Genomic DNA, 15,780 nt, shown 5'->3' on the forward strand with positions numbered 1-15,780 from the left:
GCACTCACCGGCGAAGAACTCTGCCAGCAGCGGGGCCACACCTGGGGCGTCACCTCGTGCGTCTGCCCGGTCAGCGTGCGGTGCCGGCCCCGCGGCAGGCACTCGGACACCACGCGTGCCGCATCCCGCAGCCAGTCGGGACTCGCGCCGCCGCCGACGACCAACACCTGCTGCGCGATCGAACGCAGCTGCTCGACCGGCACATGACCGTTGCCCATGATCTCGTGGTCGTAGGGGAGGGTGTGCGCCACCGCCTCCATCTCGGCCCACGTCGGCGTCCGCCGCATCCCTTCGACCGCCGCCGAAGGCATCCCGGTCTCCGTCAGGAAGAGCGCGAGAGCATCGCCGGGCTGCCCCTGCTCCACCAGCTCACGCAGCCTGGCGACATAGGCGGCGGGCTCCTCGCGGCTCGCCGGATTCGTTGTGAACGGCGGCTCGTACACCGAGAGTTGAGTGATCGGCAGACCGGCGGCGGCGGCCCTCAGTGCAAGCGCGGCGCCCGAGGAGATGGCGTGCACCGAGGCGCTGCCTCCCGCCGCGGCGAGGACGGCGGCGAGATCCTCGATCTCGCGCTCCACCCCGTAAGGAGCGGTGTCACCGCTCGCGCCCCGGCCGCGCCGGTCGTAGGTGAAGACACTGAACTGCGGGGCGAGCAGCGCGGCCGGCGGAGCGTCCGTCGCCCCCGTACACAGGGCTCCGCCGACCAGAACCACCGGCGGCCCGGCGCCCCACTGCTCGTACGCGATGAGCGTGCCGTCACCCGACTTGGCCTTGTTCGGCGTTCTGCTCGAGTTGTCCATGGGAGTCCTGACCGCGCCGCCCGGCGGAACTCATCGCTCGCGCACAAGATTCTTCCGTCAGGCCTCGACGAACTCGGTGTCGTAGAAGCAGAAATGGTCCTTGATCCGCGCCACTTCGTTCTTGGGCTCGGGATAGGCCCAGACCAGGTCCTGCGCGTTTGGCAGCGACCAGTAGGAGGCCGTTCCCTTGAACGGGCAGTACGTGTGCGTCCGGGAGGGCTCCAGCAGGTCGGTGCGTACGTCCTCCGGGGGGAGGTAATAGCGCACGGGGCAACCCGTCTCACGCAGGATGAGCGGGCGGCTGCTCTCCCCGAGAACCTCGTCGCCGCGTGCCACGCGTACGTGAACCGTGCCCTGCTCGATGGTGATCTTGTGTCCTTCAGCCATACCTGGCACAGCGTCGTTGGGACCCAAGTTCTTCCCCGTACCGTGATCCTATGAATATCTGCGTCTTCCTCTCCGCCGCCGACCTCGACGACCGCTACACCCGGCCCGCCCGCGAATTCGCCGAGCTGGTCGGCACGGGAAACCACACCCTGGTGTGGGGCGGGTCCGAGTGCGGACTGATGAAGGTCGTCGCGGACGGTGTCCAGCAGGCGGGCGGGCGGCTGTTCGGCGTCTCGGTCGACTTCCTGGGGGCGAAGGCCCGTACGAACGCCGACGAGATGGTGATCGCCAAGGACCTCGCGGAGCGCAAGGCGCTGATGCTCGACAAGGCCGACGCGATCGTGATCATGGTCGGCGGTACGGGGACGCTGGACGAGGCCACCGAGATCCTGGAGCTGAAGAAGCACGGCAAGCACGCCAAGCCGGTGGTGCTGCTGAACACGGCGGGCTTCTACGACGGGCTGAAGCAGCAGTTCCGGCGGATGGAGGAGGAGGGCTTTCTGCCGCTGCCGCTGACCGACCTGGTGTTCTTCGCGGAGGACGGGGTCGCGGCGCTCGCCTACCTGGAGGAGTCGGCGGGCGTGCAGTAGTGCGAGCATGTCCCCCATGGGCACACATCTGATCACCGGGGCAGGCTCCGGCATCGGCGCGGCGGTCGCGCGCCGGCTGCACGGGCGCGGCGACGACCTCGTACTCCTGGCGCGCGACGCCGGCCGTGCCAAAGAGCTCGCGGGCCGTTATCCCGGGTCCCGTACGCTCGTCGCCGATCTGGCCGACCCGGACCGTATCTCCTGGGCGCTCGGTCAGCAGCCCATGCCGGACCGGATCAACTCGCTGCTGCACATCGCGGGCGTCGTCGACCTCGGCCCGATCGCGGAACTCCGCCCCAAGACCTGGCACCAGCAGCTCAACGCCAATCTGATCTCCCCTGCCGAGCTGACCCGGCTGTTTCTGCCCCAACTCAGGGTCGCCAAGGGCCATGTGCTCTTCGTCAACTCGGGCGCGGGCCTCAACGCCCATGCGGAATGGGGCGCCTACGCCGCTTCCAAGCACGGTCTGAAGGCCCTCGCCGACTCACTGCGCCACGAGGAGCACGGCAATGGCGTACGTGTGACCTCCGTCTATCCGGGGCGTACCGCCAGCCCGATGCAGGCCAAGGTGCACTCGCAGGAGGGCAAGGAGTACGACGCGTCCCGCTGGATCGACCCGGAGTCGGTGGCGACGGCCATCCTCACCGCGATCGACCTGCCGCGCGACGCGGAGATCAACGATCTGACGGTGCGACCCGGGCTCTGACGACACTCGGGCCAGGGCTCTTGGGCGCGGGCGGCGCGTACCCTTCCCGAGTGAGCGACAAGAGCAACTTCCGCTGGGGCCCCGCCACCGGCATCGGATCCATGCCCGGCGGCGATCCCCGCGAGGCCGCGAAGACCGTCGTGGGTTCCTTCGAGAATTTTCCGTATCTGCCCGAGCTGCCCGCCCGCGGGCCCGGCGCCGACATGACCGGGCGGACCATCGGGCTGCTCGTCGAGATGTACGCGCACGTCGAGCCCAGCGGCTGGCGGATCAGCGACCGGCCTGGACGCGACACCCGCCGGGCCCGCTCCTGGCTCGGCGAGGACCTCGACGCGCTGGAAGAGTTCACCCAGGGGTACCAGGGTCCGCTGAAGGTGCAGGCGGTGGGGCCGTGGACGCTCGCCGCCGCGCTGGAGCTGCGGGGCGGAGAGTCCGCGCTCGGCGATCCCGGCGCCGTACGTGATCTGACGGGCTCGCTCATCGAGGGCCTGCGCGGCCATCTTGCGGAGGTACGCCGCCGGGTGCCGGGCGCTCGCGTGGTGCTGCAGCTCGACGAGCCCTCGCTCACCGCCGTACTGCGCGGAGAGATCAGGACCGCCAGCGGGTATCGCACACACCGGGCGGTCGACCGCCAGATCGTCGAGAGCGCGCTGCGGGACGTGATCGCGGTGAGCGAGGATCCCGTCACCGTCCATTCCTGCGCTCCGGACGTGCCGTTCGCGCTGCTGCGCCGGGCCGGATTCGCGGGCGTCTCGTTCGATTTCGGGCTGCTCACCGAGCGTGACGAGGAACAGATCGGCGAGGCGGTGGAGGGCGGTACGAAGCTCTTCGCGGGAGTCGTGCCGTCCACCGACGCCGCTCCGGCTGCATTGTCAGTGCCCACCGATATCGTCATGGGTGTCAGGACGTTGTGGCGCAGGCTGGGGCTGAATCCGGGGACTCTCAGCGAGTCCGTGGTGATCACCCCGTCATGCGGTCTCGCGGGTGCCTCACCGGCGTACGCCCGCACGGCGCTCGCCCACTGCGTCCGGGCCGCGAGATCGCTCGCAGACAACCCTGAGTAACGGGTGCTGGGGAAACGGAAGGACGAAACGGTGGCTGGCGAACAGCAGACGGCACTGCCCGCAGATGTACGGGAGCAGCACGCCCAACTCGCCGAGCAGGTCGAGGAGCACCGCTTCCGGTACTACGTGAAGGACAGCCCGGTCATCAGCGACGCGGAGTTCGACAAGCTGCTGCGGGCGCTGGAGGCGCTCGAAGAGCAGTACCCCGAACTGCGTACGCCCGACTCGCCGACGCAGAAGGTCGCCGGGCAGTACGAGACGGAGCTCGCCAAGGTCGAGCACCGCGAGCGGATGCTCTCCCTGGACAACGCCTTCGACGACGAGGAGCTGGCCGGCTGGGCCGAGCGCGTCGCGCGCGAGGTCGGCACCTCGGAGTACCGCTTCCTGTGCGAGCTCAAGGTCGACGGCCTCGCCGTGAACCTGACGTACGAGAAGGGCCGGCTGACCCGCGCGGCGACCCGTGGCGACGGCCGCGTCGGCGAGGACATCACACCGAATGTCCGGACCATCGCGGACATCCCGGACCGGCTGCGGGGCGACCGCGTCCCGGATCTCGTCGAGATCCGCGGCGAGGTCTACTTCCCGATGGAGCAGTTCCAGGAACTCAACGCCCGGCGCGTGGCGGCGGGGGAGCAGCCGTACGCCAACCCGCGGAACTCCGCGTCCGGTTCGCTGCGCCAGAAGGACCCGAAGGTCACGGCGACCCTCCCGCTGCACATGGTGGTGCACGGCATCGGCGCGCGTGAGGGCTTTGACATCGACCGTCTGTCGCAGGCCTACGAGCTGCTGCGCGAATGGGGCCTGCCGACCGCCGGGCATTACAAGGTCGTGGACTCGATGGACGGCGTACGGGAGTTCATCGCCTACTTCGGCGAGAACCGGCACTCCGTGGAGCACGAGATCGACGGCGTGGTCGTCAAGCTCGACGAGATCCCGCTCCAGGGGCGTCTCGGCTCCACCTCGCGGGCGCCGCGCTGGGCGATCGCGTGGAAGTACGCCCCGGAGGAGGTCAACACCAAGCTGGTCAACATCCGGGTCGGCGTCGGCCGCACCGGCCGCGTCACGCCGTACGCCCAGGTGGAGCCGGTCACGGTCGCGGGCTCCGAGGTCGAGTTCGCCACCCTGCACAATCAGGACGTGGTGAAGGCCAAGGGCGTCCTGATCGGCGACACGGTGGTGCTGCGCAAGGCCGGTGACGTCATTCCGGAGATCCTCGGTCCGGTCGTGGATCTGCGGGACGGCAGCGAGCGGGAGTTCGTGATGCCGGGCGAGTGCCCCGAGTGCGGGACCGCGCTGCGGCCCATGAAGGAGGGCGACGTCGATCTGCGTTGCCCCAATGCCCGTTCCTGCCCCGCCCAGTTGCGTGAACGGCTCTTCTATCTCGCCGGCCGCAAGGCACTGGACATCGAGCACTTCGGCTATGTGGCCGCGGCCGCGCTCACCAAGCCGCTGGAGCCGCCCACACCGCCGCTCACCGACGAGGGAGATCTGTTCAACCTCACCATCGAGCAGCTGCTGCCGATCAAGGCGTACGTTCTCGACCAGGACAGCGGACTGCCCAAGCGCGACCCGAAGACGGGCGAGGAGAAGGTCGTCACGGTCTTCGCCAACCAGCAGGGCGAGCCCAAGAAGAACGCCGTGGCGATGCTGGAGAACATCGCCGCGGCCAAGGAGCGCCCGCTGGCCCGGATCATCACCGGCCTGTCGATCCGTCATGTCGGCCCGGTGGCGGCCGAGGCGCTGGCCCGTGAATTCCGATCGATCGACCGGATCGAGCAGGCCACGGAGGAGGAGCTGGCGGCGGTCGACGGCGTCGGCGGGACCATCGCCGCCTCCCTCAAGCAGTGGTTCGAGGAGGACTGGCACCGCGAGATCCTGCGCAAGTGGCGGGAGGCGGGCGTCCGCATGGAGGAAGAGGGTGCGGGGGAGGACGTAGGGCCGCGTCCGCTCGAGGGACTCACCGTTGTCGTCACCGGCACGCTGCAGAACCACACAAGGGATGGCGCAAAAGAGGCCCTCCAGAGCCTCGGAGCGAAAGTGGCTGGTTCCGTTTCCAAGAAAACGGCGTTCGTGGTCGTCGGCGACAACCCGGGTTCGAAGTACGACAAGGCAATGCAGTTGAAGGTGCCGGTGCTGGACGAGGAGGGCTTCGCCGTTCTGCTCGAACAGGGGCCCGATGCAGCTCGTGAGGCCGCTGTGCCTGAAGAGGCGTAACGGAGGGGGCGTGCGCGGGGCTTGGGAGGGGCTCACTCGGAGGTCCTTTGGGGGCGCGCGGGGCTGGATTCGGACGCGGAAACGGGACCCGGAGCAGCAGGTACAGGTCACCCGTTCAGCGCATACCAGATGGTTAAGGGTGGCCGGGTCGCATTCGGGCAAGAGCTGTAGAGCGCTGCCCGTCCGAGCCTCCTGCGGCCTACTGTTGAGACGTGCGCCTGTCGTGCACGGCTGCGTGGTGGGATTTCAGTCGTGGTGGCATGACTACGGGAGCCATCGCGAGGCATCGGCACCGCCGGCTGTGAGAGGGACGGGAATGAAACCGACCGAGAGCGCCGCCCCGGTCTCACGGCCGCGTGGAGCCGCGGCCCTTGTGGGTATGACGTCCGGGCTGCCGGTCGCCGTCATGGTGATCGCCGCCGCCGTACTCGTCACCGGGATCGTACGGACCGTGCAGGAGGGCCATGCGCTCTTCCCCGCATCCACGGTGGGCTGGTCGCTCGCCGTCCTCACCGGGTTCATCGTCGGCCATCTGGTCGCGCTCGGCCGCGACCGCTGGTGGGGCGGCACCGGCTCCGGTGCCGCCCTCACCCTCGCCGTCCTGCTGCTCTTCGGCTGGGTGCCCGCCGGTCTGGTCAGTCTCGCCGTGGTCGCACTGGTCGGCGCAGCCCGCAGGCACCGCTGGCGCCAGGGCGTACTGCACGGCTCCGTGGACATCCTGGGAGTCGGCGCGGCCGCGCTCGTCCTCACGGCCTTCGGCGTGGAGCCCAGCGTGGAGCGGCCCTGGCTGCCCCTGGACTGGGGCGTCGAGGCCGTGCCCGAAGTGATCCTGGCGGCCACCGCCTATCTCGCGGTCACTCGACTGCTCCTCTGGTACGCGCTGACCCCGCAGGGCGGCGGGCTGCCCACCGTCGCCCGTACGGCCCTGCTCAGGCAGGGGCTTGTCGCAGTCGCTCTCCTCGGCATCGCGCCGTTGATCTGTGTGGTCGCCACCGCCCTGCCGCTCCTGTTGCCCCTGTTCGCCGTGCCGTTGATCGCTCTGGACTCCACGCTCTGGATCGCGCGGGCCAGAGCCGAGGAGCAGCTGCGCGACCCGCTGACCGGGCTGCCCAATCGTCAGTGGCTGCTGGAACGGACCTGGGCGGCCCTGGAGCATGCCGAGGGCAGCGGCGCGCGATCCGCTCTCGTACTGATCGACCTCGACCGTTTCCGGTCGGTCAATGACACACTCGGCCATCTCGCCGGCGACCGGCTACTCCTCCAGATAGCCGATCGGCTACGACTGGCTTTGCCGCGAGGGGCCGAGGCGGCCCGGCTCGGCGGCGACGAGTTCGCCGTACTGCTCCCGGCGGCCGACTCCACCACCAGCGCCACGCGCATCGCCCGCCATCTGGTGGCCGAGCTGTCATCGCCACTCGACCTGGACGGACTCACGCTCGTCCTGGAGGCGAGCGCCGGCGTAGCCGTCTTCCCCGACCACGCGCTGGACGCGGAGGGGCTGCTGCGCCGCGCGGACGTGGCGATGTACCAGGCGAAGCGGGACCGCACGGGCGTCGAGGTCTACGAGTCCAAGCGCGACTGCAACACACCCGACCGGCTCGGTCTGCTCGGCGATCTGCGCCGGGCGCTGGACGCCGGGGACGTGGAACTCCACTACCAGCCCAAGGTCGGCTTCGACGGGCATGTAGCGGGCCTTGAGGCGCTGGTCCGCTGGGTCCACCCGGAGCGAGGCCGAGTGCCTCCGGACGAGTTCATCGCCATCGCCGAGTCCTCGGGCCTGATGCCGTACCTGACGGAGTACGTCCTCGACACCGCCCTCGCCCAGGTCGCCAGATGGCGCGCGCAGGGTCTGGACGTCCCGGTGGCGGTCAATGTCTCGCCGCGCGATGTCCACACCCCGGGCTTCGCCGGTCTGGTCGCCGCCCGCCTCGCCCGGCACGGCGTCCCGCCGGGCTCGCTCCAGTTGGAGATCACGGAGCACGTACTCCTCGAGGACCCGCAGCGCGCCGCCGACACCCTCGCCGGGCTGACCGACCACGGGGTGAAGATGTCCCTGGACGACTTCGGCACCGGCTACTCCTCGCTCGTCCACCTGCGCCGCCTGCCGGTGAGCGAGCTGAAGATCGACCGGTCCTTCGTCGCCCGGCTCGCCGTCGACAACGAGGACGCGGAGATCGTCCGCTGCACCGTCGACCTCGCCCACTCGCTGGGCCTGCTGGTGGTCGCGGAAGGCGTGGAGGACGACGAGACCTGGGAGCGGCTGCGCGATCTTGGCTGCGACGCCGTACAGGGCTGGCTGGTGGCGGCCGCGATGCCGCCGCAGGAGACCACCGCATGGCTGCGGGCCAGGGGCGAGCGCGGCTGGCACCGCCAGGCGGAGCTGCCCGCCGCATCGGATGCGGACGAGCCGTCCAGCCAGGTCGTCCCCTGACGGCGCCCGGCTGAACTCACCGCGCACGGCGTAACCGGCCGGCGCCCCCGTGGCCGGCCGGCCGCCGGGCCACGGGGAGCCGACGGAACGCACACCTGACAGATGTCAGGATGGCCCGGCTCGGGGCCGGCCCGAAGCCGTGTGAGGCCGGGCCGATGCCGAGCCGAAGCTGTGTGATGCCGCCCTGATGCCGGGCCGATGCCGGGCCGAGCGGCGGGACTCCGCCCCGGTCCGATCGCCGGGGCCCGGTCCCCTGGACAAACCGTTTAGTGGGCAGCGGCCCGCGCCCCATAGGATTGGGCTCAAACCACACGGCTCGAACCACACACACTCACCCCTGAGGATCGCTGCATGCCTGGCATTACGCGCGAGGAGGTCGCCCACCTCGCCCGGCTGGCGCGTCTGGAGCTGAAGGCCGAAGAGCTCGACCACTTCGCCGGACAGCTCGACGACATCATCGGCGCGGTTGCCCGCGTCTCCGAGGTCGCCGACCAAGACGTACCCCCGACCTCCCACCCACTGCCGCTGACCAACGTCATGCGCGCGGACCAGGTCTCTCCGTCGCTCACCCCCGAGCAGGCGCTCTCCGGCGCCCCCGCCCAGGAGCAGCAGCGTTTCAAGGTGCCGCAGATTCTGGGGGAGGACTAATCACCATGTCGGCCATCAACAAGAACGAGAGCTGTATCAGGCTCACCGCCGCCGAGATCGCCGCGAAGATCGCCGCAGGCGAGCTCACGGCCGTCGAGGTCACCGAGGCTCACCTGGCCAGGATCGAGGCCGTCGACGAGAAGGTGCACGCCTTCCTGCACATCGACCGTGAGGGCGCGCTCGCGCAGGCCCGCGCCGTCGACGCCAAGCGGGCGGCCGGCGAGAAGCTCGGCCCGCTGGCCGGTGTGCCGCTCGCGCTGAAGGACATCTTCACCACCGAGGGCATCCCGACCACGGTCGGCTCCAAGATTCTCGAGGGCTGGATCCCGCCGTACGACGCGACGCTGACCAAGAGGCTCAAGGCAGCCGACGTTGTCATCCTCGGCAAGACCAACATGGACGAGTTCGCCATGGGGTCCTCGACCGAGAACAGCGCGTACGGCCCGACGGGCAACCCGTGGGACCTGACCCGTATCCCCGGCGGTTCGGGTGGCGGCTCCAGCGCCGCCCTCGCCTCCTACCAGGCCCCGCTCGCCATCGGCACGGACACCGGCGGCTCCATCCGCCAGCCCGCCGCCGTCACCGGCACCGTCGGCGTCAAGCCCACCTACGGCGCGGTCTCCCGCTACGGCATGGTCGCCTTCTCGTCCTCCCTCGACCAGGGCGGCCCCTGCGCCCGTACGGTCCTGGACGCGGCGCTCCTGCACGAGGTCATCGCCGGTCACGACGAGCTCGACTCGACGTCCATCGACGCCCCGGTCCCGCCGGTCGTCGAGGCCGCCCGCAACGGCTCCGTGGCCGGTATGCGCGTCGGTGTCGTCAGGCAGTTCTCCGGCGAGGGCTATCAGGCCGGCGTCGTCCAGCGCTTCAACGAGTCGGTCGAGCTGCTGAAGTCGCTCGGGGCCGAGATCGTCGAGCTGGACTGCCCGTCCTTCGACCTGGCCCTGTCGGCGTACTACCTGATCGCGCCGTCCGAGTGCTCCTCCAACCTCGCGCGCTTCGACGCCATGCGCTACGGCCTGCGGGTCGGTGACGACGGCACGAAGTCCGCCGAGGAAGTCACCGCGCTGACCCGTGAGGCCGGTTTCGGCGACGAGGTCAAGCGCCGCATCATGCTCGGCACATACGCGCTCAGCTCCGGCTACTACGACGCGTACTACGGCTCCGCCCAGAAGGTGCGGACACTGATCACCCGGGACTTCGAGAAGGCCTTCGAGCAGGTCGACGTGATCGTTTCGCCGACCACGCCCACCACCGCCTTCCCGATCGGCGAGCGTGCGGACGACCCGATGGCCATGTACCTCGCCGACCTGTGCACCATCCCGACCAACCTCGCCGGAAACGCGGCAATGTCGCTGCCCTGCGGTCTCGCGCCGGAGGACGGCCTGCCGGTCGGTCTGCAGATCATCGCCCCCGCCATGAAGGACGACCGTCTTTACAAGGTCGGCGCCGCCGTCGAGGCCGCCTTCGTGGAAAAGTGGGGCCACCCGCTGCTCGAGGAGGCACCGTCGCTGTGAGCACACTTGCCAAGGCCAAGGGCTTCAAGAAGTCCAAGACCGGTACGTACCTGTCCATCGGCACCACCGCCTTCGGCGCGATCAGCGTCGTCAAGCAGGCCAAGAAGGCCCGCTTCGAGGGCGACACGCTGCGGCTGATCGACGCCGCCGTATCCGCCGCCGCCATCGTCACCGGCCTGGCCCTGCTCTACCGCGAGCTGAAGCGCCTGGGCGACGACGACGTCCTGCTGGGCTGAGAGGGAAAGTTTCACCGTGACCGTCACTGAACTGGTGTCGTACGAGGACGCCCTCGCTGCCTACGACCCCGTCATGGGCCTCGAGGTCCATGTCGAACTCGGCACCAAGACCAAGATGTTCTGCGGCTGTTCGACCGAGCTGGGCGCCGAGCCCAACTCGCAGACCTGCCCGACCTGTCTGGGTATGCCCGGATCGCTCCCGGTCGTCAACGCGATCGGTGTCGAGTCGGCCATCAAGATCGGCCTCGCGCTCAACTGTGAGATCGCCGAGTGGTGCCGCTTCGCCCGGAAGAACTACTTCTATCCGGACATGCCGAAGAACTTCCAGACCTCCCAGTACGACGAGCCGATCGCCTACAACGGCTATCTGGACGTCCAGCTGGAGGACGGCGAGGTCTTCCGTGTGCAGATCGAGCGCGCCCACATGGAGGAGGACACCGGCAAGTCGACGCACGTCGGCGGCGCCACCGGCCGTATCCAGGGCGCGTCCCACTCCCTGCTGGACTACAACCGCGCCGGTATCCCGCTGATCGAGATCGTCACCAAGCCGATCGAGGGCGCGGGCGAGCGTGCGCCGGAGGTCGCCAAGGCGTACGTCACCGAGCTGCGCGAGCTCATCAAGGCGCTCGGCGTCTCCGAGGCCCGGATGGAGATGGGCCAGATGCGGTGCGACGTGAACCTGTCGCTGCGTCCGCACGGCCGGGAGAAGTTCGGCACGCGCTCCGAGACGAAGAACGTCAACTCGCTGCGCAGCGTCGAGCGTGCGGCCCGCTTCGAGATCCAGCGGCATGCCGCGGTCCTGAACAGCGGCGGCACGATCATCCAGGAGACCCGTCACTTCCACGAGGAGGACGGCTCCACCACGTCCGGCCGTGTGAAGGAAGAGGCCGAGGACTACCGGTACTTCCCGGAGCCCGACCTGGTACCTGTCGCCCCGTCCCGTGAGTGGGTCGAGGAGCTGCGGGGGACGCTGCCCGAGCTGCCGCGCGTACGCCGTAACCGGCTGCGTGAGGACTGGGGCATCTCCGAGCACGATATGCAGTCGATCCTCAACGCCGGCGCGGTCGACCTGATCGTCGCCACGATCGACGCGGGCGCGGATGCGGCTGCTGCGCGCAAGTGGTGGATGGGCGAGCTGGCCCGCCGCGCCAACGAGGAAGGCGCTGACCTGGCGTCGCTGGCGATCACGCCGGAGCAGGTCGCCCGGGTCGCGCAGCTCGTCGTAGCCGGCGACCTGAACGACAAACTGGCCCGCCAGGTCATCGAGGGTGTGCTCGCCGGCGAGGGCGGCCCGGACGAGGTCGTCGACAAGCGCGGCCTCAAGGTCGTCTCGGACGAGGGCGCGCTCGGCGCGGCCGTCGACGAGGCGATCGCGGGCAACGCGGCGATCGCCGACAAGATCCGCGGCGGCAAGGTCGCGGCGGTCGGCGCGCTGGTGGGCGCGGTCATGAAGACCACCCGCGGCCAGGCGGACGCGGCGCGCGTCAAGGAGCTGATCCTGCAGAAGCTCGGCGTCGAGGGCTGACGGCCGGCTTTCGCGGCCTGGAGGCGCGGCCCGCACCACGCGGTGCGGGCCGCGCCTTGCGTTGAGGGGGTGTCCGAGTGCGGCGGGAGGCTCGCGCGTGCCCGCGCTTCTGCCCGTCCCGGCGCGAGGTCTGCCCTTGCGGCGACCTGCTCGTGCCCCCGTCCGGTGGGAGTGTGCCCTCGTCCGGGGGGCGAGTGACGCCGGTTCGGGCATGCGTTCCTGCCCGTACCCGTGTACCGGTGCGCTTGTCCACGTCCGGCGCGAGGCCCGCCCGTGCCGCAGAGCCTCCCGTGTCCCCGCCCGGCCCCGTCAGTGACGTATGCCCAGGCCCGGCAGCCACAGTTCGCCGCGGTCCTTGCAGCTCACATCCCGGGCCCGCAGTTCTTCCGGCTCCTTCGTGCCGCGTGCCAGCAGTTCCGTGATCGCCAGGCGAGCCACCGCGGCCACATCTCCGCGCTCCGGTTCCGCGAAGTCCGCCTGCCACCAGCCGCGGTCGCGGGAGTGCCAGCCGCGCGAGCGCATCGACCGGTCGCGCTCCGGGCTGTCCTCGCCGTCCCGGTCGTCGACCGAGATATGCAGCCCGTCCTCCAGTGCGTACGAGATGAGCAGCTGGCGGCCGCGGTCCGCTGCGCTGGTCACGCTGAAGCTCGCCCAGTCTTCGCCGACCTGCACCGCGAGCTGCTCCACCCAGGCCGCGAGCAGCAGTCCCAGCGCGCTCTCGAAGTGTTCGAGGCTGGAGGCCATCCGGCCGCCCGGCCGCTCCATCGGGCGCTCGCCCGGACCGCTGCGGTCCAACTGCCAGATGAACGGCAGGAAGTCGAAGTCGTGCGGCTCGTCCTTCGACCAGGCGCCGCCCCACTCGAAGGTCCTGCGCTCCTCGTTCTCCAGGGAGTCGGTGTTGTGGACCGAAAGCTGCGCCCGCTGACGGTCCCCGGCCAGCAGCACCAGCCTTCTGCTGTCCCGCCAGCGGACGTTGGGACCCTCCGCCGACCCGCCGTAGAGCGTGGGCTCCCCGATCCGGGCCACGATCGCGGCGTACACCTCCCGGAAGGCCTCCCGCCGGTCCCGCAGCGTCGCGCCGGGGTCGTACGCGAGCACCGGGACGGGGCGCTGGTCGAAGTGCGGATCGGGCGCGTCATGGAGCATCAGGGCGAGCTCTGCGGCACCGCCGGGTGACAGGGTCGGCTGGTTGGTCCCCGTGTATTCCATGTCGCCATCGTGCCAGCCGTCGCCGACAACACTGATGTGGTCTTGGGGACATGAGGACCCGGGGATCGGGGTGGTGGCCGAAATCCGGCGGATCCGGGGCCAGAACGGTGCGCCCAAGGGGAGGATGCGCGCCGCCCTCACCATTGGCTGCCGCGACGCCGGACCGGTGGCTGCCGCGGATCAGCATTGAACCGCCCGAGTACCTGGCCCATGCGAAGATCCCTGTGCAGCGCGCGAGCGAAGACGCACAGCTCGTGCCGTAACCGGGCCGGAGGATGAAGGATGTTCGCGATATCGCTGGGTGACGACGGAGCGGAACTGCGTCCCCTGGAACCGTGGCGGGCCGAGGAGTTCTTCGCCCACATGGACCGCGGACGGGACTTCATCGGCCAGTACGTCGGGCTTCCCACGCTCGTCACGGACGGCGCATCGGCGCGCGCCTTTCTTCAGTCGTACGCCGGGAAGCAGGCCGCGGACACGGGCCGGCTGTACGGAATCTGGCTCGACGGGACGCTCGTCGGCGGCGTGATGTTCCGGATCTTCGACACCGAGTCGGGCAACTGCGAGGCCGGCTGCTGGCTGGAGCCGTCCGCCGCGGGGCGTGGTCTGATCACGCGGGCCGCCCGGGTGCTGATCGACTGGGCAGTCGAGGAGCGCGGGATGCACCGCGTGGAGTGGATCGTGTCCTCCGCGAACACGGCGAGCATCAACGTCGCCGGACGGCTGGGGATGACGCGGGACGGAGTGCTGCGGGAGAGCTACCCGTACAAGGGTGTACGTCACGACATGGAGGTCTGGTCGGTGCTCGCTCCCGAGTGGCGGGCCGGTCGTTAAGGGGACTCTCAGACAGGCCACCTAGCGTGCGGCGCATGAACCCCACCGAGACCGAAGAGACCGAAAAGACCACCGCCGCGACCGAGGCGCCCGAGGCGACGGAGAAGCCTGCCGCCGAGGCGACGGAGAAGCCTGCCGCCGAGGCGACGGAGAAGCCTGCCGCCGAGGCTGCCGAGCCGGCCGGGACCCCCGCCGCGGAGAAGAACGAGACGGACCACGAGACGGACGACGACGCCAAGGAGACGCCTCGCGACCCCTCCGGCATCGGAGCCGCCGCCGGTGCCGTCGTCGCGGCCGGTCTCGGCGTCGTGGCGCTCAGCGGCAGCTGGGTCGGGAAGATCGCCGCCGAGCGGCAGACGCTGATCGGACAGATCAAGACCGCCCAGGGCGGCACTCCTGCTCAGCAGATCTCCGCCCTCTACGGCGACGCCTGGCACACCACCGCTCTGGTCAACGGCGTCTTCGCGCTGTTCGCGTTGATCGTCGGCGGGGCCGTACTCGCCCGGCCGCAGAAGGCCGGCTGGGTACGCGCCTTCGCCGTGGCCGGAGCCGCACTCGGCGTCCTGGGGCTGATCGTCTCCGCCGGCATGTACTTCGACGTGTTCCTGAGCCTGCCCAGCGCCGGTTCTCGGTAGCCTCCGAGGTCCTGAAACTCATTGGTGCCCACGTCCGCCCACTGCTGCAATGTGCGGATGGATCACGACGCGGTGCTCACCCTGTTCGACCACCAGATGCGGCAGCGCACCCGCGCCGATGATCCCGGCGCGCGCGTCGAACGGGTCGGCGACGTCGTGCGGCAGGTCGGCGCCGACGGAGACTGGAACGGCATCGTGTGGTCCGGACTCCACCCGGCCACGGCCCACGCGGCGATCGCCGAGCAGGTGCGGTACTTCGCCTCCCTGGGACGCGACTTCGAGTGGAAGCTGTACGCCTACGACCGGCCCGACGACCTCGGCGCACGGCTGCGGGCAGCCGGCTTCACGCCCGAGCCCGAGGAGACGGTGATGGTCGCCGAGATCGGCGACCTGCCCACCGCCGTCGACCTCCCTGAGGGCGTCAGGCTGCAACCGGTCACCGATCCGGCCGGCGTGGATCTCATCGCAGATGTGCACGAGCAGGCGTTCGGCATGAGCAGCGCCCGCCTGCGCGAGCAGCTCCTCGCGCAACTGGCACAGTCCCCGGACAGAGTCAGCATGACCGTCGCGATCGCCGGTGACCTGCCCGTGTGCTCGGCGCGGATGGAACTGCACCCGGGCACCGAGTTCGCCAGCCTCTGGGGCGGCGGCACCCTGGCCGCCTGGCGCGGCCGGGGCATCTACCGGGCCCTGATCGCCCACCGGGCCCGTATCGCCGCCGCGAGCGGCTACCGCTACCTACAGGTCGACGCCTCGAGCCAGAGCCGGCCGATCCTGCGGCGGCTGGGATTCGCCCCGCTGAGCACCACCACTCCGTACGTGTACCAGCTCTAGGCCACAGGCCACAGGCCACAGGCCGCCGGGGCGCCGGCCACGGGCCGCCGGGGCGCGGGGACCGTGGACCGTATGCGTACGCCGTCCGGTCTCGCCCAAGCACCCCGCCCCCCGGCCGAGGACCTCATCGAGGCGCTGTCGGCCGCAGCT

At 70.1% G+C, this 15,780-nt stretch carries 14 protein-coding genes and 1 pseudogene; 12 read left to right on the forward strand and 3 right to left on the reverse strand.

Annotated features, from left to right (window positions below):
• Positions 1 to 167: 167 nt before the first annotated feature.
• Positions 168 to 800: pseudogene (locus OG966_RS28470) on the reverse strand (alpha/beta fold hydrolase); the annotation flags it as partial.
• A gap of 57 nt (positions 801 to 857) precedes the next feature.
• A complete protein-coding gene (locus OG966_RS28475) occupies positions 858 to 1,187 on the reverse strand; it encodes a DUF427 domain-containing protein (RefSeq protein ID WP_326652765.1) in 330 nt (109 codons plus the stop codon).
• Between the two features lie 50 nt (positions 1,188 to 1,237).
• On the opposite strand from OG966_RS28475, the gene OG966_RS28480 reads away from it, so the two are divergent.
• From OG966_RS28480 to gatB, 9 genes are all read left to right on the forward strand, one after another.
• Positions 1,238 to 1,777 carry a TIGR00730 family Rossman fold protein gene (locus OG966_RS28480; RefSeq protein ID WP_326652766.1) on the forward strand — a complete coding sequence of 180 codons (540 nt, stop codon included), beginning with the start codon at positions 1,238 to 1,240 and terminating at the stop codon, positions 1,775 to 1,777.
• Between the two features lie 16 nt (positions 1,778 to 1,793).
• Positions 1,794 to 2,483, forward strand: a complete 690-nt coding sequence (locus tag OG966_RS28485) for an SDR family oxidoreductase (RefSeq protein ID WP_326652767.1) — start codon at positions 1,794 to 1,796, stop codon at positions 2,481 to 2,483.
• A gap of 50 nt (positions 2,484 to 2,533) precedes the next feature.
• Positions 2,534 to 3,547 (forward strand): methionine synthase, encoded by a 1,014-nt coding sequence (locus tag OG966_RS28490; protein WP_326652768.1) that lies wholly within the window; start codon positions 2,534 to 2,536, stop codon positions 3,545 to 3,547.
• 30 nt (positions 3,548 to 3,577) lie between these two features.
• Complete coding sequence (gene ligA / locus OG966_RS28495) at positions 3,578 to 5,761, forward strand: NAD-dependent DNA ligase LigA (protein WP_326652769.1); 2,184 nt, start codon at positions 3,578 to 3,580, stop codon at positions 5,759 to 5,761.
• Positions 5,762 to 6,077: 316 nt separating this feature from the next.
• A complete protein-coding gene (locus OG966_RS28500; protein WP_326652770.1) occupies positions 6,078 to 8,192 on the forward strand; it encodes a putative bifunctional diguanylate cyclase/phosphodiesterase in 2,115 nt (704 codons plus the stop codon).
• Between the two features lie 351 nt (positions 8,193 to 8,543).
• Positions 8,544 to 8,840, forward strand: coding sequence for an Asp-tRNA(Asn)/Glu-tRNA(Gln) amidotransferase subunit GatC (gene gatC / locus OG966_RS28505; RefSeq protein WP_326652771.1), 297 nt, complete (start codon positions 8,544 to 8,546; stop codon positions 8,838 to 8,840).
• Positions 8,841 to 8,845: 5 nt separating this feature from the next.
• Positions 8,846 to 10,357, forward strand: coding sequence for an Asp-tRNA(Asn)/Glu-tRNA(Gln) amidotransferase subunit GatA (gene gatA / locus OG966_RS28510; RefSeq protein WP_326652772.1), 1,512 nt, complete (start codon positions 8,846 to 8,848; stop codon positions 10,355 to 10,357).
• Entirely contained in the window at positions 10,354 to 10,593 is a 240-nt protein-coding gene (locus OG966_RS28515; protein WP_175256968.1) for a hypothetical protein, read from the forward strand. Before gatA ends, OG966_RS28515 begins: the two co-directional genes overlap by 4 nt.
• 16 nt (positions 10,594 to 10,609) lie before the next feature.
• On the forward strand, positions 10,610 to 12,118 hold the full coding sequence (gatB, locus tag OG966_RS28520; protein ID WP_326652773.1) for an Asp-tRNA(Asn)/Glu-tRNA(Gln) amidotransferase subunit GatB: 1,509 nt from the start codon (positions 10,610 to 10,612) through the stop codon (positions 12,116 to 12,118).
• A 309-nt stretch (positions 12,119 to 12,427) separates the two neighbouring features.
• Here gatB and OG966_RS28525 read toward each other — a convergent pair whose 3' ends face one another.
• Positions 12,428 to 13,327, reverse strand: coding sequence for a hypothetical protein (locus tag OG966_RS28525; RefSeq protein ID WP_326652774.1), 900 nt, complete (start codon positions 13,325 to 13,327; stop codon positions 12,428 to 12,430).
• A gap of 282 nt (positions 13,328 to 13,609) precedes the next feature.
• On the opposite strand from OG966_RS28525, the gene OG966_RS28530 reads away from it, so the two are divergent.
• The 3 genes from OG966_RS28530 to OG966_RS28540 are packed head-to-tail and all read left to right on the forward strand — an operon-like array spanning position 13,610 to position 15,630.
• The gene (locus OG966_RS28530) at positions 13,610 to 14,161 is read left to right on the forward strand and encodes a GNAT family N-acetyltransferase (protein ID WP_326652775.1); all 552 of its coding nucleotides are present in this window, start codon (positions 13,610 to 13,612) and stop codon (positions 14,159 to 14,161) included.
• Positions 14,162 to 14,196: 35 nt separating this feature from the next.
• Positions 14,197 to 14,796 carry a hypothetical protein gene (locus tag OG966_RS28535; protein ID WP_326652776.1) on the forward strand — a complete coding sequence of 200 codons (600 nt, stop codon included), beginning with the start codon at positions 14,197 to 14,199 and terminating at the stop codon, positions 14,794 to 14,796.
• 57 nt (positions 14,797 to 14,853) lie between these two features.
• Positions 14,854 to 15,630: a GNAT family N-acetyltransferase gene (locus OG966_RS28540; RefSeq protein WP_326652777.1), complete on the forward strand. Its 777-nt coding sequence runs from the start codon at positions 14,854 to 14,856 to the stop codon at positions 15,628 to 15,630.
• Positions 15,631 to 15,780 lie beyond the last annotated feature (150 nt).

The organism is Streptomyces sp. NBC_01750 (assembly GCF_035918095.1).
Taxonomy (GTDB): Bacteria; Actinomycetota; Actinomycetes; order Streptomycetales; family Streptomycetaceae; genus Streptomyces.

Excerpts from the sequence above, each read along its gene's own strand:
- OG966_RS28475 (WP_326652765.1), bottom strand. The coding sequence starts at position 1,187 with ATGGCTGAAGGACACAAGATCACCATCGAGCAGGGCACGGTTCACGTA.
- OG966_RS28480 (WP_326652766.1), top strand. The coding sequence starts at position 1,238 with ATGAATATCTGCGTCTTCCTCTCCGCCGCCGACCTCGACGACCGCTAC.
- OG966_RS28485 (WP_326652767.1), top strand. The coding sequence starts at position 1,794 with ATGGGCACACATCTGATCACCGGGGCAGGCTCCGGCATCGGCGCGGCG.
- OG966_RS28500 (WP_326652770.1), top strand. The coding sequence starts at position 6,078 with ATGAAACCGACCGAGAGCGCCGCCCCGGTCTCACGGCCGCGTGGAGCC.
- gatC (WP_326652771.1), top strand. The coding sequence starts at position 8,544 with ATGCCTGGCATTACGCGCGAGGAGGTCGCCCACCTCGCCCGGCTGGCG.
- gatA (WP_326652772.1), top strand. The coding sequence starts at position 8,846 with ATGTCGGCCATCAACAAGAACGAGAGCTGTATCAGGCTCACCGCCGCC.
- OG966_RS28525 (WP_326652774.1), bottom strand. The coding sequence starts at position 13,327 with ATGGAATACACGGGGACCAACCAGCCGACCCTGTCACCCGGCGGTGCC.
- OG966_RS28530 (WP_326652775.1), top strand. The coding sequence starts at position 13,610 with ATGTTCGCGATATCGCTGGGTGACGACGGAGCGGAACTGCGTCCCCTG.
- OG966_RS28535 (WP_326652776.1), top strand. The coding sequence starts at position 14,197 with ATGAACCCCACCGAGACCGAAGAGACCGAAAAGACCACCGCCGCGACC.
- OG966_RS28540 (WP_326652777.1), top strand. The coding sequence starts at position 14,854 with ATGGATCACGACGCGGTGCTCACCCTGTTCGACCACCAGATGCGGCAG.